Here is a 24,049-nt window from a genome sequence, read left to right as displayed (position 1 = left end):
TGTAGCATCGTCAAACCGCCCAATGCCCTCCGCACCGTGCCTCATGTCTGAGGAAGTCGTATTTCCCTGTTGCAGTTGCCCACCAGTGACCTTAAACGCCAGGCCCGGCTGGCCGCACCGCCGTCTACACCGCCTCCAACGCCTACGCGCTGGTGGCCGACGCGATGGTGGGCTGGCTGTGGCTGCAGCTCATGGTGGTCATCACGGCCGAAGCGCTCGGTGCTGCTGGCCTGCTGGCCAGCATCTTCGCAGCCCTAGCGGTGTGTCCATGGCCTTCGTGTTCATCGGCGTGCCTACAGCCGTGCACCTGACCAGCTTGAAGAAATTCGGCGAGTTCAAGTTCTGGTTCGCCTGCTCAAGGTGGCGGTGATCGTCGGGTTCCTCCTGGCGGGTGCTGCACTGCTGTTGGCTGGCTGCCGACGTGCAGTCGCAGGGACGGGCTAACTTTGCCCGGGGACAGCTTGGCGCCGGACGGTTTCAGTGGAATTGCCACGGCGCTGTTCGTGGTGGCGTTCACATTCGAGGCGCCGAGATCGCGTGCGTCGCAGCAGCAGAGGCCACGGAACCGACCCGGACTGTGCGGAAGGCGGTCCAGACCCTGCTGTGGCGGATGCTGGTGTTCTACATCGGCGTAGTTCGTCGTCGCCGCGGTTGTTCCCGTGTGGTTGATTGGCTCATGCTCGCGGCGATATTCACGGTGGGCTTCATCGACGAGGAAGCCGGCCCAGTTGTTGAGCGCTTTTGCGCTCCGGGGGCTTCTGGCGGGCGCACTGTGTCAATGGCCGGAAGCGAAGAAACTACCGGGTGTGACTTCTTTAGACAGTGCCTAGCCGTCGGTGATAATCGACTGAAATAGGAACGCAAGCCGCGTGGAGAAGCCTTGTCATCAAGTGCGCTGATCTGTATTCAGCACCCGCTATCGCGTCCATGAACTGATGATGTACTGACTCGGGGACGGACTGAAGTTTCCACCCGCACCGCTTGGAGGGTAGGCAGCTGGTGGGACACGACTGCTTGAACAAAAAGGTGGGCCTGCGACAGTAGCATTGAAACGGTCATGCCCCTTTGTGTGATGCAACCCCGGAGGCGAAGGTGTGTGACATGACGTCTCCTGCTACTTACTGATAGGACAACACGTGACACTGGGGAAGATTACGAGCCTCTTCTCGGGAGCAGGGGGAGTCGGCCTCTTCTTTAGTCGGGCGCGGCTCCCATTGGCCTGTACCGTTGACAGCTCAACCTGGGCAAGTGCGACTCACCCCCGCAACTTTCAAAACACGGGATCCGTGCACAATGCAGAGGCTCGGTCGGACTCCTTTGATCGTGCATCTCCTGCTTTTTCCAACGCTCGATCGAAAACCAATGAAAATTCCTGGTATCCGAATGTCTGGCCCGCGATGCCTGACTCGAAATATCCCGTAAACGCAAATGATGCACAGACTTTCCGCCACCTTTTTTGGCGCGCGCCTGGCTTGATGGCTGCAATTGGGCAGCGGGAACTTCATTTCCGAGCGGAGGGACGAAAGCGCCTAGGACTTTGTGAGGCTACCCAGCCGCGGAATTTTTCGAATGATATCGTGCTTTCGCTTCACGACGAACATGTAACCAATTCAGGGCCGCCTCCCATGGCACGAAATTCAGCAGGCGCCAGGGCTTCGCTGCTCCCTTCGTATAGCCAGTCAGGAGAGCAAGGTGAGTTCGTTGCTTAACCAACGTGACGTGGAGGCAGCACAGCAGCTTCGAAGCGTGACTCGACAATCAGAATCCATCGAATCAAACCTAATCACAAACGAACGGGTCATAGCCCGCGTTACAGATGGAATCTATCGGCAAGCGGGATCGGCAATCAGAGAACTGATAGCAAATGCCTACGACGCGGACGCAACCTGGGTTTCAATAAAAACCGATGCACCCAAATTCAGTCGAATTACGGTGGAGGACAATGGTGTCGGCATGTCTCCCGATGCTGTTGTGCATCTTTTGCACAATATCGGTGGTAGTGCAAAAAGGACCGAGCAGGGACAAGAACTAGGAATTACTTCAACCGGAGATCCAACAATAAGTCCTAAAGGGCGCAAGCTTATCGGCAAGCTGGGAATCGGTATCTTTTCCGTTTCACAGTTGACGCATAGCTTTCAAATCATCACTAAGACCCAGGGCGACAACTTCCGCACAATTGTTTTAGTCAATCTTCAGCAGTTTGCCGATGAGCCTAGCAACGGCGACGAGACGGAGTTTAAAGCGGGTCGCTATAAGGTATGGCGCGAACCAACTAACGATACCGATGCGCATGGCACTACGATTGTTCTTAACTCTATACGGCCGCAGACAAGAGATAGTCTGCGTAGTGAGCAATTGTGGAGTGCTATCGATAACCCACTTAGCGAAGAAAGTGCAGCAAAGTCACTGTCGTCCGTGCCCCTGTATCATATTGGACGACTAGATGCTTCCGACCTTCACGTGGAAGATCGGGGACGAACACAAAGTCTCCCCTGGGATGAAGAGGACAATCCAGCGGAGGCATTTTCCAAGATGGTAGATAGCGTATGGTCCTATGTTCAGGGGCGTACTTCTGTCAAGCTTGCGGATATATTTGACACTTATCTGCAAATGGTTTGGAACCTCGCGCTCGCTCTACCTCTTCCGTATGTCGAGAAGAACGTCCTTGACGAGACGGTAGCCGATGACTGGGCCTATATTTATAAAATTTCTAATGCTACCAAGGGCTCAGCGGAACTCGTGAGGAGCGACAATCCGCTGGAAACTCTCCGGGAACTTGGGGGATTTTCAGGTATGAAACATGAGGCCTCCGATTTTTTCGTCAATATCGACGGCCTGAGTTTAAGGCGCCCAATTAAGTTTAGGAATCTTCCTTTAACGCAACATGTCCTGAAAAAGCCAATGATATTTTTAGGATCTATGCGTGAGGACTTCAAGGGTTTCCCGCGTGAGGTTAGCGCAGGTCCACTCGAATTTGAGGCTTATTTGTTTTGGACACCTAAAATTGCACCGACAGAGCATCAGGGAGCCCTGATTCGAATACACGGTGCAAGCGGAACGCTATTTGACTCCACATTTTTGAATTATCAGGTAGCCGAGTTGACACGGCTTCGTCAGATAACCTGCGAAATATTCGTTAAACGGGGCCTTGAAGGCGCATTGAATATCGATCGGGAAAGCTTCAATACCTCGCACCCTCACACTGTCCTGCTGACGCGCTGGCTTCACAGTGCTCTGCGTCAACTCGCTACCGCTCAAAAGCGTCAGGCGCAGGAACTGCGAGAAGTAGTTCGATACAGCGCTACCCGGAGTACTGAAGACCGAATTCGTCAAATCGTAGCTGCTGCTAATGCTTTGCGTACCGACAGCGAAGGCGTTATCCCCAATGTCACAATTATTAGGCCTGGTGATAAGGCTCCTCCATTAGGCAAAGAAATTAGTCAGCAATTTAGGCTGCAGCGTTTAATGGACGAGATACCTGGAAATAACACGCCACCAAGCGACGGTAGTTTGTTGAAACTCAAGGCAATTACACAGGTCCTGGCTGTGTACGGCGTGTTGGACCAACTGTCCCCCAAGGAACAGGATAATCTTCTCGGGTCTATTCTTGGCGTTTTGGAGGCGGAAAGCCGTGGATGAGATGGACCCGTCGTTATCAAATGATCACGATAATCTCGCTGCTTTAATTGGTGGCGGCCCCACTCCGTTTCCTGTAAGTGTCGACCGTGCGTTTGAAGCCTGGCACCGACCGCGGAAACAATATGTTAGAAATGTGCAGTGGTCACGTGAGATAGGGTTCCTCGTTCGCGATCTTAAGTTGCGCAATAAGGAGCTGCGATATCTTACCCTCCCTGGAAATGACTTCCTTGATGTTCGGCATCTACACGAGTCCATCTGCCTCCGCCATGAAATTCGCCTAAAATACCTTGGTTTCAATACGGCGGTTTCGGGGAACGATCCATCTCAGTCCGATGTTTACTCCAACGAGTTCTCGGTGAAGCGGTTGAAGTACGTAAGTTCCGAATCGGAAGTTTTCCCCGGTGATTTCCGCGATATCGGAAATCAGAAGTCGGTTCCTTGGCAGCGTGTCAGACGTGAAGGCTACTTCCATGCAATTAATATCGATTTGTGTGGGGGATTCGCTCGTACAGTCGACAGCCTTGGGATTCCCAGCTATTTTGCTGCTTTACAATGGCTCTTGCAGAGCCAAGGCAGTGCTCAGGAAGATTTTCTGCTTTTCATCACCACCCGAATGGATGCGGAAAATGTTCATGATGACGCGCGGGCAACTCTGAATGAGATAGCAGGATCGATATATGATGCTTGTTCGGCATATGCATCTGCGTTCAATACGCTTTGGGGAATCTCCGAGGCAACTAAAGTTGCGATTGTGGAGACGGCCTCCCCGACCGAGGCCTTTATGCTTGGATTGACTCAATGGATCGTGTCACGGGGGATTTCTTCTGGACTGAAAGCCTCCGTCAGGAGCTTGATGACTTATAGGACCGGAAACGAGCCTGGCGATGATGATTTGGTGTCAATCGCTATTAGATTCAAGCCGGACCCTCAGCTCTCGTTGGATCCACACGGACTGGTTCGGCCGATTCATACTCCCATCAGCCGTGAGGAAAACGAATGTTTACAGTCTTCACCCATACCTCGTAAAGTCAGGGAACGAGTTCTCGTTGATGATTTGCTGTCTGCGCAGGCTGATGCTTTTGAGCGCTGCATTGAGGAATCTTCTAAGCTTTTGGCGGCGGTTGGCTACGATCCTGTGGCCTACAGGGACTGGGTTTTGGGCGGGTATAACTGACTATCTGTCTCCTGTAGTACTGATAAGTGCAATCAGCGGCGGCACTGTCGAGCTATAGGTCACCGTCTCCATTCACAAGTTGTTGACGAAGAATGCGGTTTTGTTGAAGAGGAGCCGGAATGTCAAGGTAGCTGCCACTAGGGTAGTTAACATTCCCGACTACAAAGACGTTGACTAACTGCTCGAATTGCGTTGTCATCCCGCGGGCCTGAAGGACCTGGGGAAGCCTATGTGGCGTTGCTCATGTCGGTCGGCGAGCGTCCCAGACGGAGGCGGTGAGTCTGAAAGAATGGACACATCATGAATGAAATGAAACGCGCGAGTGAGCTGACAGTGGTCGAGATCTGCGCTGGGGCAGGCGGTCAGAGCCTCGGGTTGCACCTTGCGGGGTTCCGGCACACGCTCGCAGTCGAGCTTGACCGCGACGCCGCCCATACCCTCGAGCGTAATCTTTCTCGCCTTGCAGCCGCTGAGGGGCAGCCGGAGCCGAAAGTTGCGGTGGGGGACGTCGCTGACGAGTCAGTGTGGAACCCCACCGAACATGCGGGAGTCTCGCTGCTCGCGGGCGGAGTGCCCTGCCCCCCGTTCTCGATTGCCGGTAAGCAACTCGGTTCGTCGGATGAGCGCGATTTGTTCGCCTGGGCCGTCGAGGCTGCTGGTCGTATGCAGCCTGACGCGGTGCTGCTGGAGAACGTCCGCGGGCTATCGATGCCGCGTTTTGCCGGGTATCGACAGGCCGTCCTCGACCGGTTGGCCGAGCTGGGTTACCGCGCCGACTGGCGACTGCTTGAGGCGAAGGATTACGGTGTCCCGCAATTACGGCCTCGCTTCATCCTCGTGGCTCTGCGTGAAGAATTCGCGCCCTACTTCAACTGGCCTGAACCGACCCCTGCGGTGCAGACGGTGGGCTCTGCACTCTATGACCTGATGGCAGCGAACGGGTGGCCGGGCGCCGAGGTATGGGCGAAGAGGGCCGACCGGATTGCCCCGACCATCGTTGGCGGCTCCAAAAAGCATGGCGGGCCTGACCTCGGCCCGACACGGGCGAAGCGCGATTGGCGCGCGCTGGGAGTCGACGGCCTTGGGATAGCAGACGCAGCGCCCGGCCCCGATGTCCCAGTGGACTTCGTCCCCAAGCTGACGAATCAGATGGTTGCCCGCATTCAGGGCTGGTCGGGCCAGGCGTACGAGTGGGACTTTGCCGAGCGCAAAGGGCGAAAAACTACAACCTACAGGCAGATCGGTAACGCCTTCCCCCCACCGGTAGCCCGTGCTGTCGGGGTCGCTATAGCATCCGCATTACGTAAAGACGGAACTCCCACCGGCCGGCACGGCGCGGGCAACCATGACGAGGTCTACCGCGCGCTACGCGAGCATGCTGGTTTTGTCTCGTTCGCAGGGTTGCGGAAGGCGCTCGGAGGGAGTCTCGCCGACAGTGAGATCGAGCGCAGGATTGACTTTATCAGCCGTGACTTTGAGGTTGAGGTGCGCGTTCGCCGCGGTGTGCCAATGTACAAGCTAGGGGAGTGGCGGGCGTTCCGCGGGCAGGCGAACCACGCCCGCCACGAAGTGTTTGCGGTCGATCGCTTGCGCGCCAAGGTTAGCTAGCCGCCTCATCTATGGCGCTCTTTGTGAATGATCTTGTTGGTGCAGCGCTATTGCGCTTCGCTTACAGCGTGTCGCGGATTGACGTCAGACGGCAAGGCTCAATTTTTGGAACACTGATTTTGATCTAGTTTTAGGAGTTTTCCATGCCAGACTTCGGCATTCCTCCCAAGGGGGAGGAGATCAAAGCAGTCATCGACCAGCGCCTCAAACTGGCGATGACAGAAAACGGTGCGAAGGTCACGATTGACTGGCGTGGTGAGCCCCGCCACCTGTATGTGATTTCCGTGCCGGTCGATATGCTCTACTTCAACCCGGATACCCACCGAATTCGTGCTCAGCGAACCCTCGACCCAGAACGCGATAGGGCCATAGAGGAGAACCCCTGGGGGCAGGTAGCCCAGGACTACCTCCACGATTTGTTGAGGCAGCGGCCGTCCAATCCGGACCAAACGGACCCGGATTACACCGCGCTGATGGACGAGCTGGACGACGTCGGCCAGCGCGAGCCTGGGATCGTTACCCCTCACGGGATCCTGGTCGACGGCAACACTCGAGCCGCCGCGCTTATCGATCTCGGCGAGCAGAACATCAGGGTGGGCGTTCTGCCGGAAGACACTTCGCGCAAGGACATCAACGCCGTGGAGTTGTCACTCCAGCTGCGGAAGGACCGTCGGCGCGACTACTCCTACATCAACCGACTCATCGCGATCGACGAGGAACTTGGGCGCGGGCGCACGGAAGCCGATGTTGCGAAGGATTTCAATATCAAGCTTGCGACGCTGCAGCGAGACCGCTGGGTCTACGCGCTAATACTCGACGCGATTGACCGCAGTAAGACCGCGGACGGGGCGGGCCTGCGTCTGATTGATTTCGAACAGCACCAGGAAAAGCTACGTGAGCTCCACCGCGACTTTTCGAAGCTGGCTTTGACCGACTCTGATGCTGCCAAAACCCTGATGCAGTCGCGTCTGGCAATGGTTCTCCTGGACTACCCGAAGACTTCCTTGCGTCTCGCTGAGGCAGATTTCCACACGCGATATCTCGAGAGCCGTCTCCCGGAGGACCTGAAACCGAACTTGTCCGTTTTGGAAGAAGTCTTAGTCCCCGGTATTCCCGGGGCGGTCCTACCAAGGCAGAGTAGTTCTTCTGCCGCAGCCGAAGCTCTCACAAACCAGCTTCTCCGTGCAAAGGCTACGGCGACTGATGGCAAGAGCGCCAATCCCGCGGATGTCGCATGGGCGTCCGGTGTCATGAAGCAGGCGCGAGATACGTTCGACACCGCCGTGAAGCTTGCTGGGCAGAACGCAGAACTCGTAAAGCGACAGACCGCGGTACCAGAGCGGCTGACTGATGCAGCGGACTACGTCACTCAATGTGCAAGCGAGTTCGCTGAGGCGAAGGCAAAGCGAGCCCTCGATGACGAGGCTTTTGACGACGCACTAATCGTACTCCGCGATAGCCTCCAAAGCCTCGCCCGCCAGGCTGGACGCACCTTCTCGGCGCCCGGGGAAGGTGTTGCCTGGCTCCTCAACGCCGTCCGGTCCAGGTGATGATGGTCGACCAGCCAAGCCTTACCATCGGCCTCGCGTTGGAGGTTACGCGCGCCCGGCTCGTCGCTCGGCCAGGGCTGGAGGATGACCTCCGTAGGCTGGCAGTCGGCTTCCGCACTAGCGTGCAACGGTCGCCGGGTAGTGTCGAGATTGAGCTCGACGACCTCCTAACAAACCTTGAGGTACTCAGCAGGTGGCCGCATACGGCAGATGGTGATGTGCTTTGGGACGGACAGCTACAGGCTCTCGTAGTCGACTCGCTGCATGATGCTCAGACACTGTCTGGTCAGTTGCACGACCGTAGAGCGGAGGCGGCAGTGGGTTCCGAAGCGGTCCACGGCCTTCTCGGGCCTGAATGGACAGGAGACCTCACAACGTATCAGCTGCGCGACATCGCCAAGCTGCTGTCACTTCGACACGGAGCCAACTTCTCCGTCCCGGGTGCTGGTAAGACGAGAGTCGGACTTGCCGTGTTTCACGCGCTGAGACGCCAAGAGAATCTCGAGCGGCTACTCATCGTCGGACCCAAGTCCAGCTACGACGCCTGGTGCTATGAGAACAGGGAATGCCTGCAGCCGCCGCTGTCTATGGAGGTGGCCGATGGCGTGCCAGCTAGCACTGTGGAAGCAATCATCGTCAACTATGAGCGCCTCCCCAACATGGTCAGCTCGCTTGGTCGCTGGCTAACAGAGCGGCCCTCTATGATCATCCTCGATGAGGCCCATCGCATGAAGCTGGGGGCGGACGGTGCATACGGCGCAGCCTGCCTCGCTCTCGGCCCTCGGGGGCGGCGCCGGCTTATCCTTACGGGGACACCAGCGCCAAACGGGGTCAGGGACCTCGAAAACCTCTTCGGATTCGTGTGGCCTGGTACTGGTCGCCAAAACGTACTCCGGGCGGTGAACGGTGGCGACCTAGCCGATGCCAGCCGCACGCTCAGACCTCTCTTCACACGAACGACCAAACATGAGCTCAATCTGCCGCCAGTGGAGACCAGCCTGCGAGTTGTACCGCTGCCTCCTTTACACGCTGAAATTTATGAGGCCCTTGTTGGGCAGTTCTCCGCGCGCGCGACCGGACACGAGGGCGACTTCCAGGCACTTGGCCGAATTTTGGTATACATGCTCATGGCTGCGACCAGCCCTGCCCTGCTCGCAGTCGGGACCACGCAGTATGAGCCGCTTGCATACCAAGTGCCGCCGCTGCCGGTTCCCGAGCGATCATCGCTCTACCAGCTGATGCAGGACCTTCCAACCTACGAGATGTCGCCGAAATACCAGGAAGTGCTTGCGATAGTCAGCGAGAATGCTGCCCAGGGTCGAAAGACGCTCGTGTGGTCAACGTTTATCCGCAGCCTCAACACGCTGCAGCGAATTTTGGCGAGGTTTGGCCCTGCCGTAGTTCACGGTGGCACCCCCGATCGCGAAGAGCAGATCCAACGGTTTCGGAGTGACCCAGACTGCCTGGTGCTGCTGTCCAATCCTGCAACGCTCGGCGAGGGGATCAGCCTGCATCACGAGTGTCACGACGCGGTTTACGTTGACCGAGACTTCGCCGCGGGGCGCTTCCTACAGAGCCTAGACCGCATTCACCGTCTTGGGCTCAGGCCCGACACCACGACCCGAATCACCGTTCTCGCGGCAGAAGGCACCATCGATGAGGTGGTCGCGGCACGGCTCGCGATTAAGCTGAAGTTCATGGGAGGCATCCTCGACGATCCGGCGGTTCAGCAGCTGGCTGATCTGGACGAGGAGCCTCCGGTCGGTGGAGGTCTGGACCAAGCGGACCTTCAGTCGCTGATGGGCCACTTGCGTGCGTCTACCACCTGAGTCGATCCTGCTCGCTGCCCGGCGCTGGTTGGAAATTCTCCCGTCGAGTGGTGGCATCCCACGTGCCCAGGCATTACTGGCGACCCACAAACAGTACAGCGACTTGTCACCCACTCAATATGCGACAGCACTCGGTTGGCTGCGTGACATGGAGCTACTTGAAAAAATCGGTTCGCCGATTCCGTTGGCCAACTTGGTACTCGGTGCGATCTTCGAGAACGCAGCACCCCCGTGGGTGCAGGACGCCGACGAGCTTGTTCAGTCACCGGACGAGTTGCCCTCGGACGTCATTTCGGCCGGTGAAGTGCTGGGCCTCGATGCGGACGGGATATATGAGCAGCTCGTCACCAGTTGGGGCAAAGTCGACGCCGCTGTTCGCGAGCGCGTTGGTTTTGCGGGCGAAGCAGCACTTGTCTCTATTCTCAACGAGCGCGCTGACAGCCGTGTTGACCATGTGTCGACGTGGTCCGATGGGTTCGGATACGACATCGCCTTCGCTCAGGGCGATGTATCCGCCCACTTGGAAGTAAAAAGTACAACGCGGACTGGACGATTCACTGCCTACCTGTCGCGGCACGAGTACAAGGTGATGCTACGAGACCCTTACTGGGTGCTCGTCGTCGTGCGGCTTACCGCCGACCTCGACATCGCCGCAGTGGGCTCAGTGCCCCGAGACTGGATTGCTGCGGCCGTACCACACGACGCAGGGTCTTTTGGAAGCTGGGCGTCATGCAAGCTCGAGGTGCCTGGCGAGGTTATCGAGGATCGTGTCACGCAGCTTGGAGCGGATGTGGCCAGCAGACTTCCGCTATGGGGTACCGTGCAGCCGTGAGCGACGGCTCGGCGAGCCTGAATCCCGGCTTCCGGTGCAGGAACGTATGATCACGGGGAACTAAATGACCACGCCTGGATAGGCAAGATTATAAGGAACAACGTGATACAACCGGCATGGGATGACCCGGAGTCCAAGGCGGGAACCATGATTCGTGGGGCCCTATGGCTCCTGCAAGTGGTCGGTGAGGGGGGTACCTTCACAAAAAACGAACTGCGAACGGCTTTTCCCGGCATTTCACAGATCGACAGACGGATCCGGGATCTCCGCGACTATGGGTGGATACTGCACTCCAGTTCGGAAGACGCATCTCTTCTTGCTGAAGATCAGCGGTTCGTGAAGGCTGGCGTGCCGGTGTGGGACCCGCACGAACGTAGGCAGGCTGCGCCTCGCAAGGCGATTTCGAGCAAGGACCGGCAGACAGTGCTTATCCGAGACGGGTACACGTGTACCCTCTGTGGGATCGCGGGCGCTGAGCCGTATCCGGACGACCCCGTAATGACAGCTGTCGTCGCCGTCTCGCGACGCTCCATCCGAACTCTTGACGGACGCGAAACGGAAGCGTTTGTGACCGAATGCAGGCGATGTACGTCAGGACGAGGGACATCGCCGATTGACGAGCGCGACGTTCTTTTGGCTGCAAGGGATCTCAGCCCCGGAGAACGGCGCCGCCTGATCCGGTGGATGGAGCGGGGTCGACGGGGCGGCACAGAGCTCGACCGCGCCTGGGCTGCATACCTGCGAGTGCCCAGTGATAGACGAGACCAGATTGTAGATCAGCTTCGCCACGAGCAGTGACAAGTATCGATTACAAGTTGTGCTAGGAATTTGGTTCCGACGGCAAGCCAAAAGCTTCAATGGGATTTGATAAGGCTGGCGACTTGTATCAGAGCGATTACGCCAGTGAGCTTACGAGGTCTACCCTAGTTACAACTTTGAGAACTTTTCCGCTTATCGTATGCTGTCACTTCTAGAGCCCTAGGCCATAGGATTCTGTTCCTAATTAGAAGGAAATACTTGTCCGATCAACAGGCTGAACTCCCACTGTTTTCTCCGGCCGAAGATCGAGAAAACAGTCTGGGACCGGACTTTATTTTCGAAGGAGGGGCGGATCTGGCCGGGGGCTCTCTTCCCCTGATGGCTCGGGCTCGTCATGCTTACCATGTTCAGCTATCCAACGTCCTCATCATGAGTGAAGCTGGCATACCCAGCAACTCCGATGGGAGTAAACAACCTAGCTTACGCTTTGCTCAGGGCATTGCGGATCGACTTGGTACAGCAGGTAGCGGGCCAAAGCCATCGGGGCAGACTCTTGGAGCCCGCTTTGAGCAAGCCACCGCAGATTTTCTAGCTGCCACCTTTCCTCGGCTCGCTTCCATACGCCCCGGAGATTGGACAGTCCGGAGAATCGGAGACAAGAGCCACCCTGGATTTATGACTAAAAAGCAGAAAATTGAGGGTTCGATTTACGAACAATACGAACATTTGAATGACCTTGAGTCCATTGTCAAAGAAAGGCGGCAGCTGCAGGCAGCATTGGGCAATGCGTATGCAATCGCGCCCGATGTTGTAATCACTAGAAAGCCCGTATCTGACGAAGTTATCAACCGTGACGAGGTTCTCGTCGGACAATCTTTCTCCAAGTACGCGGCCATCCGTGATGCGGTTCAGACTCGCTCCCTACTGCATGCAGTCATCTCATGCAAATGGACTCTCAGGTCTGATCGTGCCCAAAATGCGCGGTCGGAAGCATTGAATCTTATTCGAAATCGTAAGGGCCGAACGCCCCACATCGCCGTTGTGACGGCCGAACCGCTTCCTCGTCGACTCGCGTCCTTGGCCCTGGGCACTGGTGACATCGACTGTGTTTATCACTTCGCCTTGCCAGAACTTTTGGAGACGTTGGAGCCAGACCCAGACGGTGATGCGCGGGAGATGTTACACATCATGATCCGAGGTAGGCGCCTCAAAGATATCTCTGATCTCCCGCTGGACCTCGCTGTCTAAGACATAAGCCGTGGAGTCGATACCCCTAGGAAGGGAAATTGCTAGGGTGCAGGGTCTGCCGCGTGCAGGATGCTGGTAGGTAATGAGCCCCACGCCTGGCATCCATCCGAGGCCAGCTAGCCCTCTCCTCAGCTCAGTACCCGCCACCGTGGTCATGCAGAGGCTGGTGCTCAAGGAGATCGACCTGCGCAGCACCATCGCCTACGTCCGCGACCACCCCGCCGTGATCAAGATGGTGCAGGAGGGCAAGATGGACCTCAAACCGTTCATCACCGGCCGGATCGCGCTGGAGGACCTGGTGGAGCAGGGCTTCGACACCCTCATCAACCGCAAGGACACCGCGGTAAAGGTGCTGGTGCACCCGTAGGTTGCGGCGGCCGGACGCCCGGCATGGAAGGAAGGACGACGGCGGGACGCCCGTGCCGTCGTCGTGCCGCCTACCCTGCCTGCTGGCCATTGCCCGGGTGGCCGGAAACATATCAAGGGATTTTTCCCCCTATCTAGCCGGGGCCTCGTCTGCGGAAGATTACCCCCATGAAAAAACTCATGTTCGCCAGTCTCGCCGCACTTCAAAACAGGTAGTACCGGTCCAAAAGACAGGTACGGGCCAACGGTGACCATGGTTTACCTGGTTTATAGACTCCGCTCACGCCGTATTTTCGGGCAGCCTTCAGAGGGTGGCTTCCGAAGTCCGCACGCTCCACAACAGAATTCGCTCTTCAAGCAGGGGGAAACGTGATGCAGCTACTCAATACAGGGTCCCGGCGCTACCAAGGTCCACGTTCGTCAGCTGCCCGCCTTCGCGGCCGGCGCGCGGGCATCCTCGGTACCATCCTGGCGGCTCTCGTGCTGATCGGCCCTGTCCCTGCAAACGCTGCAGCCGCAGTGACCTCCACCATCCCGGTCGGTTCAAGCCCCAGGAACGTTGCGTTCACCCCGGACGGGTCGAAAGCCTACGTCACCAACTGGGAATCCGGCACGGTGTCGGTCATCGACGTCGCCTCGGGCGCGGTGGCGTCCACGATCCCGGTAGGCCCGTCTCCGCTCGGTGTTGCGGTGGCCCCGGACGGGTCGATTGCGTACGTCACCAGCGGGGATTCCGATTCGGTGTCGGTTATCGATGTCGTCTCGGGCACCGTGACTTCCACGATCACGATCGGTGCGGCTCCGTTCGCCGTTGCGTTCGCCCCCGACGGGGCGACGGCCTATGTCACCAGCGGCGGCAGCGGTTCTGGCACCGTGTCGGTCATCGATGTGGCGTCGGGGACGGTGACCTCCACGATCCCGGTCGGGCCGCTTCCGAACGCCGTGGCGTTTGCGCCGGACGGGTCGACGGCGTACGTGACCAACGGGCAGGATTCCGACATGGTGTCGGTCATCGATGTCGCCTCGGGAACCTGGACCTCCACGATCCCGGTCGGGTCGTCTCCGACCGATGTTGCGTTCACCCCGGATGGATCGGCAGCCTACACTGCCAACAACGAGGGCGACTCTGTGTCGGTTATCGATGTGGCGTCGAATAGGGTCACCTCTACCATCCCGGTGGGGTGGGCCCCGGACAGTGTTGCGATCGCCCCGGACGGGTCGGCAGCCTACGTCACCAACTCCGGCGCGGACACGGTGTCGGTCATCGATGTGGCCTCGAATACCGTGACCTCGACGGTCCCGACCGGGGCGCACCCGACCGGTATTGCGGCCGCCCCCGATGGGTCGGCGGTCTACGTCGTAAACACTCTTTCGAACACGGTGTCGGTCATCACCGTGGACGCAGCACCGCTGGCGTTCACCGCGGCCACACCGCCCACAAAGGCGAACACTCGTGCAGCCTATAACTACACGTTCGCCGCCACAGGTGCCCCGGCGCCGACCTTCCGCGTGTCCTCCGGTGCACTGCCTGCAGGCCTGAGCCTGGATGGCGCCACGGGAGTCCTGTCCGGAACCCCCACCAAGGCCGGCAAGTTCACGTTCAGGGTGACCGCCGCCAACGGGGTCAGCTCCCACGCCGTCACGGACCGCATCACGATCACCGTGACCAAGGCGAAGGTCCGCTGAGCGTGATCGTCCCCGATATATCCCAGAACGCCGTGGCGGTCGCGGATCACTACGACGAGCTCGATCCCATCTACCGCCGGGTGTGGGGCGAGCATGTCCATCATGGGCTGTGGGAGACAGGCCGCGAGACACCGAGCGAGGCTGTCGAGGCCCTGGTGGACACGGTCGGCGACAGGCTGGCCCTCATCCCCAGCCAGGCGTGCGTCGACATTGGCTGCGGCTATGGTTCAACCGCCCGGCGCCTCGCCGTGATGCGCGGGGTCAGGGTCACGGGCTTCACGCTTTCCGCTGAGCAGGCTCGCTACGCCACCGCGCATCTCGTACCGGACGTGGACATTCAAGTTCGCGACTGGCTCGACAACGGGTTGCTCGATGCATCAGCCGATGCCGCCTGGGCGATCGAGTCGAGCGAACATATGGTGGATAAGCCCAGGTTCTTCGCCGAAGCGCACCGCGTGCTGGCGCCCGGCGGCCGCCTCGTCATCTGCGCGTGGCTCGCCGAGACCGATGCCAGCAGCTGGAAGATCCGCCACCTGCTCGAGCCGATCTGCCGCGAAGGGCGCCTGCCCTCGCTGGGCACCCGTGAGGACTACGAGGCGATGGCTACGGCCGCCGGCTTTACGATCACCGGCTACGAGGATGTCAGCCGCCGCGTCTCCCGCACGTGGATGATCTGCGCCGGGCGACTCGTGAATGCCCTGCTCGTCGATCGCGAGACTCGCCGCGTCGCCCTTGGTGCACGCAACCGCAACTCGTTTCTGGGCATTCCCCGCCTGATCCTGGCCTACCGCATCGGTGCGATGCGCTACGGGATCTTCACGCTGTCGAAGGCGGGGGAGGACGTGCCGTAACCCGGACCGGCGAATTTATCTCGGGGCAGCGGCTGCCGTTCGCCCACCCTGAAGGAGGACGACGGCGGAAGGTAGTCACGCCGTCGTCGTTCCATCCGCTGCTGCTGGCCGGGAGACGGGATATTGGCACGCTTGGCGCGGTTGCACCTGGCGCAGGCAGCGACGAAGTTCTGCAAACTGGTGGATCCCCCTTTGGACCACGGGTAGAAGTGGTCGCCGTGCTCGGCCGGGCGGCCACAGCGCCGCCCGAAGCCCGCCTCCAGCTCGCATAAGCCGCCGGCGCGGGCCATCCCTTCCCGGCGCTGCTGGCGGCTGAAGCGACGCACCGGATCCCGGCGCCGGACATCCCTGCTGCTTACGACGGCGCCGATAATGCCGAGCACGACGGCGGCCAGGCCGGGGAGCGTGACCGCGGCGACGACATGGTCGAACATACCGCGCAGCACGCCGGCTGCGGCGGATGGCCCCGCTCCGCCGCCAGGTGTCACCTTCGCTGTGAGGGCTGACATCAGCGCGACAGCGAGCCAAAACAGCACCGCCGAGTACGCCAGGCGAAGACCTTGTCGCGTCCAATAGATCCGGCCCAGTTCCTGCATCAATTCCCCCATTTGCATTGCGCCGGAAAGCCGTTGGTCCCGGAAGTCCAGGAAAATCGTATAGTCCGGCCGCAGGCCGCAGTCCCAGGTTTAGCTCAGTTTTTGGTCAGGTTCCGAGCCCAATGACTGGCCGGGTGAGCTGGGGGTGACTGGAATTAGGGGTGAACGGGCGTGGCCGCGTCTTTCCCGAGCACCGTTGTCCAGGGGCTGGCGGTCCACGACGTCACGACGCCATTGATGACGTAGGGGTCCGCGGCGGCAAAAGCCTTTGCGGCCTCGAGCGCGTTCTCGCCGGCGAAGATCAGCAACCCTTTGAAGGGGCCTTCGCCGACGGCCCCGCCCAGGAGAAGCTCGCCGCGTTCGACTGATTCCCACCCCGCGCGGAGGTGTTCTGCGCGGTATTGTTCGCGGCTTTCAAGGTAGTTGTCTGCGTAGGTGTACTCGAGCACGGCGTGCATGAGTGTCTCCATATCGTTCAGGGTTTCAATCGTTGTAGAAGTAGCCTACCCACCGGGACTCAGCCGGAAACCGCAGCCACCTCAACCAGCACCCCCGCGACCCGGAAATGCTGCACCTGGCGAGGCCGCCGTCGTCGTCCTGTCCGGCTGCTTCAGCCCTCTGGAAGGAGGTTGGCCGCCAGCGTCCTGGCAACGAGGCGGCCGAACCGCTCCGCGCTCCAGCCGCGCTTGAGGACCAGGGTCTCGTAGAGTTCGGCGGAGGTGCTCAAGAACATGACATCAGCTACCTCGTCCGCCGTCAGGCCCCGTCTCAGGAACCCCCGTCCGAGCACCTGGCGCGCGTTGTGCAGCATGCGCTGGTACCGTTCGTCGTCCACGTCGCGCAGGAGCGCGGCCATGTCATGGTCCCCGCTCGCAGCGGCGTCCCTGATAAGGAGGTAAACGGGGGAGCCCAGCGGACTGATCTCGGTGACGAACCGGCCGAACTGCTCCATGAGTTCGCGGGGGTCCATGACAGTGACCTGTGCCCGGTCCGACCGCTCTTCCGCCGGCGGACCACCAGCGCCAAGCAGGCTTTGCTCGTAGATGGCCCGCACCAGTCCGGGCTTTCCGCCGAACCCCTTGTAGACGGATTCCTTGGAGACGCCGGCGGCGTGCGCGATCGCGGCGATGGTGGTCCGGCCGTATCCCCTGTCCAGGAACAGGGCGCGGGACTGGGCCAGCACCCGCTTCCTGGACTCCTCTGCGGCCTCCTGGCGGCGGCGGGCGTCGTAGCTGCGGGAGCGGGCTGGCGCACCGTTGACCGTGGGTCCCATCGGGCCTAGACTCCTTTGTATCAGTTAGATACAGCTGACTGTATCTAATTCAGCGTACCAGCCTCTCCGCCTCCCGCGACGGAACCTAAGGAGCAGATCATGGACGCTTCAGGAATCGAGCGCGTCCCCGAAGGCCCGGTGCGGCGCATGCTGGCCGCGGCCAAGCGCCATGACCTTGAGGCCATGGTGTCCGAGTTCGCGGAGGACTACAGGAACACCACTCCTGTCCATCCCGCCCGCAGTTTCACGGGTTCGGCGCAGGTCCGGAAGAACTGGACGGCAATCTTTGCCGGCCTGCCGGACCTCACCCTCACCGTGCACGATGCGGCCACCGGCCCGGACGGCAAACTCTGGATGGAATGGAGCAACCGGGGCACCCGGCCGGACGGATCCGAGCAGCGCGCCGCAGGGGTGGCCATCTTCACCCTCCGCAACGACAAAATCGCTGCGGCCCAGTTCTACCTCGAACCCGTGGACCACGACTCCGGCGACGTGAACCAAGCCGTCAGCGAGGCAGTCTATGGGGCACTTGGAGGTGACCGGCCATGATCCTGGTGGTCGGCGGCACAGGCCGCCTTGGCCGCGCCGTGGTTCCCCTGCTCCTCGCCGCCGGGCACCAGGTGCGCATCATGGCCCGGGGCAAGTCCCAGCCGTTCCCGCAAAAGATGGACGACGGCGTCGAACTCCTCCGCGGCGACCTCGGCTCCGACGAGGACTGCCGGCAAGCGGTGGCCGGCTGCAGTGGGGTGGTGTTCACGGCTTCGGGGTTTGGGATCAAGGACTCCAATCCGCGCGAGGTAGACCGCGACGGCGCCGTCCGGCTGGTCCGCGCCGCGGCCGCCGCCGGAGTGCGGCACATGGTGATGATGTCCATGCCCGGTGCTGCCGCGGACGGGCCCATTGATTTTCTGCGCTGCAAGGCAGCGGCGGAGGACGCCGTCCGCGCATCCGGCATGGACTGGACGATTGTCCGGATCGGCGCGCTCCTGGAACAGCGGCTTGAGATCATGAGGGCGCCGCTTGAGTCGAAGGGCAAGATGCCCGTGTTTGGCTCGGGGTCCGCTCCGGTGACCTATACCTCGGTCCGGGACGCAGCCGCCGTCGTGGTCCGTGCCCTCCACGACCCGGCGCTGCGGAACCGCGTCATCGAATGGGGCTCGCAGACGCTTACGGCCGGCCAGATCGCGGACGCCATGCTTGCCCGGGCCGGACATGGATCGGTGCAGCGGATTCCAGCAGCCGCCATTCGGTTGCTGTCCGTGGCTGCGCGCCCTGTTTCACCGTTCCTTGCCAGGATTGCAGGGGCGGCCGGCTGGGAAGAATCCGGGGCAGCGGCGTTCCAGTTTGGTCCGGGGCGCGCAGAGTTTCCCGACATCCCCGTCACCGGGCTGCAGCAGGTCCTTGAGGCTTCCGGTGCCCCGGGAGCTTTGACGTAACCGCGTGTCCTGAACGATATAACCAACGAACTTTCATATCTGCGCGGGGCCCACCTAAGAGGACATCTGCTGTGCGCCGGGGGCATCGTGGAGGCGGTGCGGCTTACGCGCTGACCGCAGCCACCTCAACCTGTACCCCCGCGTCGCGGAACTTCTGCACTTGCTGGGGGTCCGCGCCGTCGTCCGTCACCAAGGTCCAGGGCAGGGCCAGCCGCGCCCAGGCGTGGAAGGGCCGCAGGCCGAGCTTGGAGGAGTCCGCCAAAACATAAACGGAGCGGCCCCGCCGGGCCATGAGCTCCTTGAGCCGGGTCTGGGCGTGGTCGGCTTCGCAGATGCCGTCCTCGGCGGTGACGGCGTCCGCGCCCAGGAACACCCGGTCGAAGCTCATCCGCTCCAGCGCGGCCTCGGCCAGCGGCCCCACAAAACTCTGCGACAGGCTGCGCAGCCGGCCGCCCAGGCAGTCCACCTCGATGCCCTCGGACTCGGCGAGTTCCTGCATGGTGTTGATGCCCGGCGTTGTCACGGACAACTTCTCAAACCCGCGCAGTTCGTGGGCCAAGGCACCCACGGTGGACCCGGCGTCGAGCAGGATGTTCTCCCCGGGCCGGATCACTGCCGCGGCCCAGCGGGCGATCGCGTGCTTCTGCTCGAACGCCTCGCCGGTGCGCTGCCGCAGCGACGCCTCCGGGTGCGCGCCGAGGGCCATGGCGCCGCCGTAGGTGCGGGCCAACCTGCCCTGCCCGTTCAGCAAAGCCAGGTCCCGGCGGATGGTGGACGCGGTCACCTCGAACCGGGCGGAGAGTTCCTCCACGGAGGCGAGGCCGGTGGTCACGGCAAGGTGGTAGATCTCCTCGCGCCGCGCGTTTGCGCTCAGCATTCCCGGTCTCCTTCCCGTGGGCATGGCGGTGGCAGTGCTACCCATGCTAGTTCCGGCCCCGGCAACACCCGTGCAGCCAGGACTCAGCACAACGGCCGGCCAGCAACATTACGCTGACCGGCCGTTCCACTTTCTAAAGCGATCAGGGAGCCTCTTCGCGTGCCGGCGCCAGGTCCACTGCCTGCCGCAGCGCCTCCAGCAGCGACTCGTGGTCCGCGATGTTCTTCCCGGCGATGTCGAAGGCAGTGCCGTGGTCCACGGACGTGCGCACCACGGGCAGACCCACGGTGATGTTCACGCCGTTCTCCAGGCCCAGGACCTTCACCGGGCCGTGGCCCTGGTCGTGGTACTGCGCCACCACCAGGTCGAAGTCGCCGCGGCCGGCAAGGAAGAACAGGGTGTCCGCCGGGAGCGGGCCGAAGGCGTTGATGCCGTCCGCCTGGGCCTTCTCGATGCCGGGCTGGATTTTCTCTGATTCCTCGCCGTAGCCGAACAGCCCGTTCTCGCCTGCGTGCGGGTTGATGGCGCACACGGCAATCCGCGGGTTCTCGATGCCGGAGGCCCGCAGCAGTTCATAGCCGCGCTTGATGGTCCGGTACACCAGGTCCCCATTGATCTTGGCGATGGCATCAATCAGGCCGATGTGGGTGGTCACGTGGATGACGCGCATCTTGGGCGCTGTCAGCATCATGGACACTTCCTCGGTGCCGGTCAGCTCGGCGAGGAGTTCGGTGTGGCCGGGGAACTTGTGGCCGGCGGCGTGCAGCGCAGCCTTGTTCAGCGGCCCGGTGCAGATGGCGTCCACCTGCTTGTCCATGGCCAGCTGGACTGCCTTCTCGATGAAGAGGAAGGAGCCGTGTCCGGCTGCGGCGGACAACTCGCCCCACGCGAGGTCCTCAGGGATGCAGTCGATGTCCAGCACGTCGATGGTGCCCTCGTCGAACAGGGCCTCCGACGGCTCGGCGACCTTGCGCAGGGTCAGCGGGCTGGCCACGATGTCCGCGGCGAGCTGCAGCCGGCGGAGGTCGCCGATGACCAGCATGCGTGCCTTCGACCGGAGCTCCGCGTCAGCAAGGGCCTTGACGATGATCTCCGGGCCAATGCCGGCCGCATCGCCCATGGTGATGGCAACAATCGGGCGTCCCATTATTTGATACTCATTTCAGTCGTGGTTCCAGTAAGAAATCGTGTGGTCCGGGCCAGCGTGCCGGCGTCCCCGAACGCGCCGGCCTTGGTGACCAGCAGGGGGAGTGGCTTCGGCAGCAGGCTCATCACGACGCCGGGCTCAATCTCCCCGAGGACGGTGAAGCTGCCTGCGCCGAGGGCTTTCAGGACGGCCGTGGCCGTTTCCCCGCCGGTGAGGACCAGGGCGTCGCAGTGCCCGATGCCGGCAGCGGTGGCCCGGGCCAAAGCCTCCGCCACCACAAGTGCCTGCGACTTGTCCACGGCGCCCATGGGGTCGGGCGTCAGCACGACGTCCGTCCGCGCCATCGCCTGGGCAACCAGGCGCGGAACCAACGTGTCATCCAGGGTGGCGTGGTCCAGGGTGATGTGTTCGGCGCCGGCCGCCACCAGCGCATCGGTCTGCTGCCGCGCCAAGCCGGAGTAGCTGCCGATCACGGTCAGGGTCCGGCTGACGCGCCGTGCCTGCGCATTTCGCGCAGCTGCACCTTCTTCGCGGGGCGCGATGTGCCCCGCCAGGCCGCCCGAACCGACAAGGAGCACCGGAAAGTCCAGCAGGTCCGCAGCGGCCGCGATGGCCTCCAGATCGGTGTCGGAAACGGCGTCCAGTACGACGGCGTCAATCCCGCGGTTCTGCACGTCCCGCAGGTGCCGCGCCAGTTCCTCCGGCGTGCGTCCGCTGGTTTCCGCTACTTCGGCGGTGAGGTCGCCGGCCGCAAGTGCCGCCGCCACGTCGCCGTCGAAATTCCCTGCCGTGTGGGGGACACCGTTGACGTGGACGATGCCGCCCAGGGTGGTCCTTCCCGTCCCCGGGAACGCCGGAGCCACCACTGCCAGGCCCTTGCCGCCGCCCTGCGTGAGCCGCGCCAAGGTGGCCGCAACTTCCACGCCCACGTTGCCGCGCAACAGCGAATCAATCTTCTTGAAGACCCGCCGGTGCTGATGCAGGGCCCGGTCTGCCGCCGTCGTAACGGCTCTGGCTGCTTCCGCCGGCGCCAGGTAACGGCTCTCGGTGTTGACCGAAAGGATCTGGGCGTCGGGCCACGTGCTGTCGACGTCGAGGACGACGGAACTGCTGTGCGTGGGCCCGTAGGGAGCGGCCGCATCCGCCGCTCCCGTCAGGTCGTCGGCGATGATCGCCCAGCGCATGGCTGCGGTGGTGTTCATACTGCTCGGGACACCTCAGGAGTTTGCACGGTCTGCTTGGCTTTCAGGCGCTTAGCGTACCAAGCGACCATGAGGGGGCAGCCAATGGCGGTGACCACCACGGACGCGGCAACCAGCACGGTGGCGGGTCCCGCTGCGGGAGCGTAGGCGGGGTTGGCTGCGGCCACCAGCATGGGAACGGTGGCTGCGTTGCCCGCGGTGGTGGCTGCCGCCAGGCCGGCAATGCCGGAGCCCCCGGTCAGCTTGTCTGCGAAGAAGAGCACGGCGCCGCCGGCGATCAGCACGAACAGGCCGAGCGCCACTCCGAGCAGGCCCGCGTTGACTACCTGTCCCAGGTTCAGGCCGAAGCCAAGCGCGAGGGCGAAGAACGGAATCAGGACGGGGGCCGCGGAGGAGAGGAACTTGCGCATGGCCGGGTCCAGGGCGCCGAGGATGGCACCGAGGAGCAGGGGGATGATGGCGCCCACCAGGGCCTGCCACGGGAAGGCGGACAGACCGGCGACGCCGAGGGTCACCATGGTCAGGAAGGGGCCGGATTCCAGCGTCATGACGGAGTAGGCCGCCACGTCCTTGGGCTTGCCGTACTGGCCCATGAGGGCCATGTACATGCCGCCGTTGGTGTCATTCAGGGCTGCCAGGATGGCCAGGACTGACAGGCCGCTCAGGATTCCACCGTCGATGGGGAGCTCGCCCATGAACCTGCCGGCTATGACGCCGATGATGATGGCGAACAGGACCTTGCTGCCGAAGAGGACGCCGCCCTTTTTCAGGATGTACGGGGTGGCCTTGATATCAATGCTGGCGCCCATGCAGACGTAGAACACCGCAAGGATCGTGGTGCCGCCGGTGAAGAGCGCGCCAGTGAAGGAGCCGAAGAATTTGGCCGAATCCGGTGCGAAGGTGCCCAGGACGGCGCCGATGAGCAGGGGGATCAGCATCATGCCGCCAGGGACTTTTTCCATGGTGGCCTTGATGGGGACAGACATGTAGCAACCTCATTGTTGTTGGGGGAGAGGGGCCGAGCACTTGGCTCGAAGCATGATGTAGATCATATGACGCGTTGCGCATTTAGCGCAAGTGCCTGTGCGTGAAACGCGCAATAAGCGTTCTTGCGGAAGCCGCCCTCCCGCCGCCGTCCGTGAAATCCCGGCAGGCCGGACCCGCCGAGGAAGCCGCCACGTCCCGGGCGTGAATGGACGTTCGTCAGCACCCCCGTGTAAAGGTGGATGGGTGGATGCTGACATCAACTTCTATTTCGACCCCGTCTGCCCGTTTGCCTGGATGACCAGCAAGTGGGTCCGCCAGGTTCAAGCGCAGCGCGAGTACACCGTGGACTGGCGGTTCATCTCGTTGCGCCTGATCAACTCCGCGGTGGACTATGACGCGCAGTTCCCGCCGGAGTACGAGGCCGGCCATACCGCCGGGCTCCGGCTTCTGCGGGTCGCGGCGCGGGCACGGGCTGAGCACGGCCGCGAGGCGATCGCCAGGTTGTACGAGGCATTCGGGTCCCACATCTTCGAGGCCGCCCCGGACCCTGAAGAGACGCGCACCGAAGGTGAGGTGCGTGAGCGGCGGGGGACCCGTGAATTCGTGGAGCCGATCCTCGCCCAGGCCGGACTGCCCCTGGCGCTCGCGGACGCCCTCAACGACGACTCCTGGGACCCTGAGATCCGGCAGGAGACGGATGAGGCGCTGGCGCTGACGGGCAAGGACGTAGGCACACCCATCATCCACTTCGAGCCGCCGGCCGGAGTGGCCTTCTTCGGGCCGGTGATCAGCCGGCTGCCGGACGAACAGGAGGCCGGCGAGCTGTGGGACCACGTGGTGGGGCTGGCGCGGTTCCCCGGTTTCGCGGAGCTCAAGCGAAGCCTGCGTGAGCGGCCGCAGCTTCCTGCCCTCGGGGTCACCACCGGTGCGGTGGGTCAGCAGGAGGACTGGCACGGCGGCAGCCGGAGGCAGAAGAAGTGACACTCTGT

At 61.7% G+C, this 24,049-nt stretch carries 20 protein-coding genes and 1 pseudogene; 14 read left to right on the top strand and 7 right to left on the bottom strand.

From position 1 onward, the window contains the following. Nucleotides 1–391 precede the first annotated feature (391 nt). The 11 genes and pseudogenes from ASG86_RS21195 (at nt 392) to ASG86_RS08930 (ending at nt 15,542) form a co-directional block, all read left to right on the top strand. Nucleotides 392–856 (top strand): hypothetical protein, encoded by a 465-nt coding sequence (locus ASG86_RS21195; protein ID WP_156386153.1) that lies wholly within the window; start codon nt 392–394, stop codon nt 854–856. Nucleotides 857–1,692: 836 nt separating this feature from the next. Then, on the top strand, nt 1,693–3,639 hold the full coding sequence (locus tag ASG86_RS20145) for an ATP-binding protein (protein ID WP_162253495.1): 1,947 nt from the start codon (nt 1,693–1,695) through the stop codon (nt 3,637–3,639). Nucleotide 3,640: 1 nt separating this feature from the next. After that, nucleotides 3,641–4,813 (top strand): PP_RS20740 family protein, encoded by a 1,173-nt coding sequence (locus tag ASG86_RS20510; protein ID WP_442854296.1) that lies wholly within the window; start codon nt 3,641–3,643, stop codon nt 4,811–4,813. A 300-nt stretch (nt 4,814–5,113) separates the two neighbouring features. After that, the gene (locus ASG86_RS08965) at nt 5,114–6,421 is read left to right on the top strand and encodes a DNA cytosine methyltransferase (RefSeq protein WP_056332716.1); all 1,308 of its coding nucleotides are present in this window, start codon (nt 5,114–5,116) and stop codon (nt 6,419–6,421) included. A gap of 143 nt (nt 6,422–6,564) precedes the next feature. Beyond that, complete coding sequence (locus ASG86_RS08960) at nt 6,565–7,971, top strand: hypothetical protein (protein WP_056332713.1); 1,407 nt, start codon at nt 6,565–6,567, stop codon at nt 7,969–7,971. Beyond that, the gene (locus tag ASG86_RS08955) at nt 7,971–9,800 is read left to right on the top strand and encodes a DEAD/DEAH box helicase (protein ID WP_235565146.1); all 1,830 of its coding nucleotides are present in this window, start codon (nt 7,971–7,973) and stop codon (nt 9,798–9,800) included. The genes ASG86_RS08960 and ASG86_RS08955 overlap by 1 nt, the downstream gene beginning before the upstream one ends. A 148-nt stretch (nt 9,801–9,948) precedes the next feature. Continuing rightward, nucleotides 9,949–10,632 (top strand): DUF3883 domain-containing protein, encoded by a 684-nt coding sequence (locus ASG86_RS08950; RefSeq protein ID WP_082566725.1) that lies wholly within the window; start codon nt 9,949–9,951, stop codon nt 10,630–10,632. Nucleotides 10,633–11,769: 1,137 nt separating this feature from the next. Further along, nucleotides 11,770–12,639, top strand: coding sequence for an NgoMIV family type II restriction endonuclease (locus ASG86_RS08945; RefSeq protein ID WP_056332706.1), 870 nt, complete (start codon nt 11,770–11,772; stop codon nt 12,637–12,639). A 139-nt stretch (nt 12,640–12,778) separates the two neighbouring features. Further along, nucleotides 12,779–13,006: pseudogene (locus ASG86_RS08940) on the top strand (2,3-butanediol dehydrogenase); the annotation flags it as partial. 371 nt (nt 13,007–13,377) lie between these two features. Further along, nucleotides 13,378–14,691, top strand: coding sequence for a beta-propeller fold lactonase family protein (locus ASG86_RS08935; protein ID WP_082566724.1), 1,314 nt, complete (start codon nt 13,378–13,380; stop codon nt 14,689–14,691). A 2-nt stretch (nt 14,692–14,693) separates the two neighbouring features. Beyond that, on the top strand, nt 14,694–15,542 hold the full coding sequence (locus ASG86_RS08930) for a class I SAM-dependent methyltransferase (protein WP_056332697.1): 849 nt from the start codon (nt 14,694–14,696) through the stop codon (nt 15,540–15,542). Here ASG86_RS08930 and ASG86_RS08925 read toward each other — a convergent pair. The 3 genes from ASG86_RS08925 to ASG86_RS08915 form a co-directional block, all read right to left on the bottom strand. Then, nucleotides 15,497–16,138 (bottom strand): HNH endonuclease, encoded by a 642-nt coding sequence (locus ASG86_RS08925; RefSeq protein ID WP_082566735.1) that lies wholly within the window; start codon nt 16,136–16,138, stop codon nt 15,497–15,499. The two genes, ASG86_RS08930 and ASG86_RS08925, sit on opposite strands and share 46 nt — an antisense overlap. A gap of 155 nt (nt 16,139–16,293) precedes the next feature. Next, a complete protein-coding gene (locus tag ASG86_RS08920) occupies nt 16,294–16,596 on the bottom strand; it encodes a YciI-like protein (RefSeq protein ID WP_056332695.1) in 303 nt (100 codons plus the stop codon). Between the two features lie 152 nt (nt 16,597–16,748). Continuing rightward, nucleotides 16,749–17,411: a TetR/AcrR family transcriptional regulator gene (locus ASG86_RS08915; RefSeq protein WP_056332693.1), complete on the bottom strand. Its 663-nt coding sequence runs from the start codon at nt 17,409–17,411 to the stop codon at nt 16,749–16,751. Between the two features lie 99 nt (nt 17,412–17,510). On the opposite strand from ASG86_RS08915, the gene ASG86_RS08910 reads away from it, so the two are divergent. After that, complete coding sequence (locus ASG86_RS08910) at nt 17,511–17,960, top strand: nuclear transport factor 2 family protein (protein ID WP_056332690.1); 450 nt, start codon at nt 17,511–17,513, stop codon at nt 17,958–17,960. Further along, nucleotides 17,957–18,847, top strand: coding sequence for an SDR family oxidoreductase (locus ASG86_RS08905; protein WP_056332687.1), 891 nt, complete (start codon nt 17,957–17,959; stop codon nt 18,845–18,847). The genes ASG86_RS08910 and ASG86_RS08905 overlap by 4 nt, the downstream gene beginning before the upstream one ends. A gap of 103 nt (nt 18,848–18,950) precedes the next feature. Here ASG86_RS08905 and ASG86_RS08900 read toward each other — a convergent pair whose 3' ends face one another. The 4 genes from ASG86_RS08900 to ASG86_RS08885 all read right to left on the bottom strand — a co-directional run bounded on the left by ASG86_RS08900 (nt 18,951) and on the right by ASG86_RS08885 (nt 23,059). Beyond that, nucleotides 18,951–19,724: a DeoR/GlpR family DNA-binding transcription regulator gene (locus ASG86_RS08900; protein ID WP_056332684.1), complete on the bottom strand. Its 774-nt coding sequence runs from the start codon at nt 19,722–19,724 to the stop codon at nt 18,951–18,953. 142 nt (nt 19,725–19,866) lie between these two features. Further along, a complete protein-coding gene (pdxA, locus tag ASG86_RS08895; protein ID WP_056332681.1) occupies nt 19,867–20,871 on the bottom strand; it encodes a 4-hydroxythreonine-4-phosphate dehydrogenase PdxA in 1,005 nt (334 codons plus the stop codon). Then, nucleotides 20,871–22,073 carry a four-carbon acid sugar kinase family protein gene (locus ASG86_RS08890; RefSeq protein ID WP_056332678.1) on the bottom strand — a complete coding sequence of 401 codons (1,203 nt, stop codon included), beginning with the start codon at nt 22,071–22,073 and terminating at the stop codon, nt 20,871–20,873. The genes pdxA and ASG86_RS08890 overlap by 1 nt, the downstream gene beginning before the upstream one ends. Further along, nucleotides 22,070–23,059 carry a 2-keto-3-deoxygluconate permease gene (locus tag ASG86_RS08885; RefSeq protein WP_056332674.1) on the bottom strand — a complete coding sequence of 330 codons (990 nt, stop codon included), beginning with the start codon at nt 23,057–23,059 and terminating at the stop codon, nt 22,070–22,072. Before ASG86_RS08885 ends, ASG86_RS08890 begins: the two co-directional genes overlap by 4 nt. 244 nt (nt 23,060–23,303) lie before the next feature. Between ASG86_RS08885 and ASG86_RS08880 the strand changes: the two genes are divergently transcribed. Beyond that, nucleotides 23,304–24,041, top strand: a complete 738-nt coding sequence (locus tag ASG86_RS08880; protein WP_056332671.1) for a mycothiol-dependent nitroreductase Rv2466c family protein — start codon at nt 23,304–23,306, stop codon at nt 24,039–24,041. The last annotated feature ends 8 nt before the right edge of the window (nt 24,042–24,049 follow it).

Origin of the sequence: Arthrobacter sp. Soil764, assembly GCF_001428075.1 — a bacterium.
Classification (GTDB): Bacteria; Actinomycetota; Actinomycetes; order Actinomycetales; family Micrococcaceae; genus Arthrobacter.
This window is presented reverse-complemented; position numbering and strand designations above follow the sequence as displayed.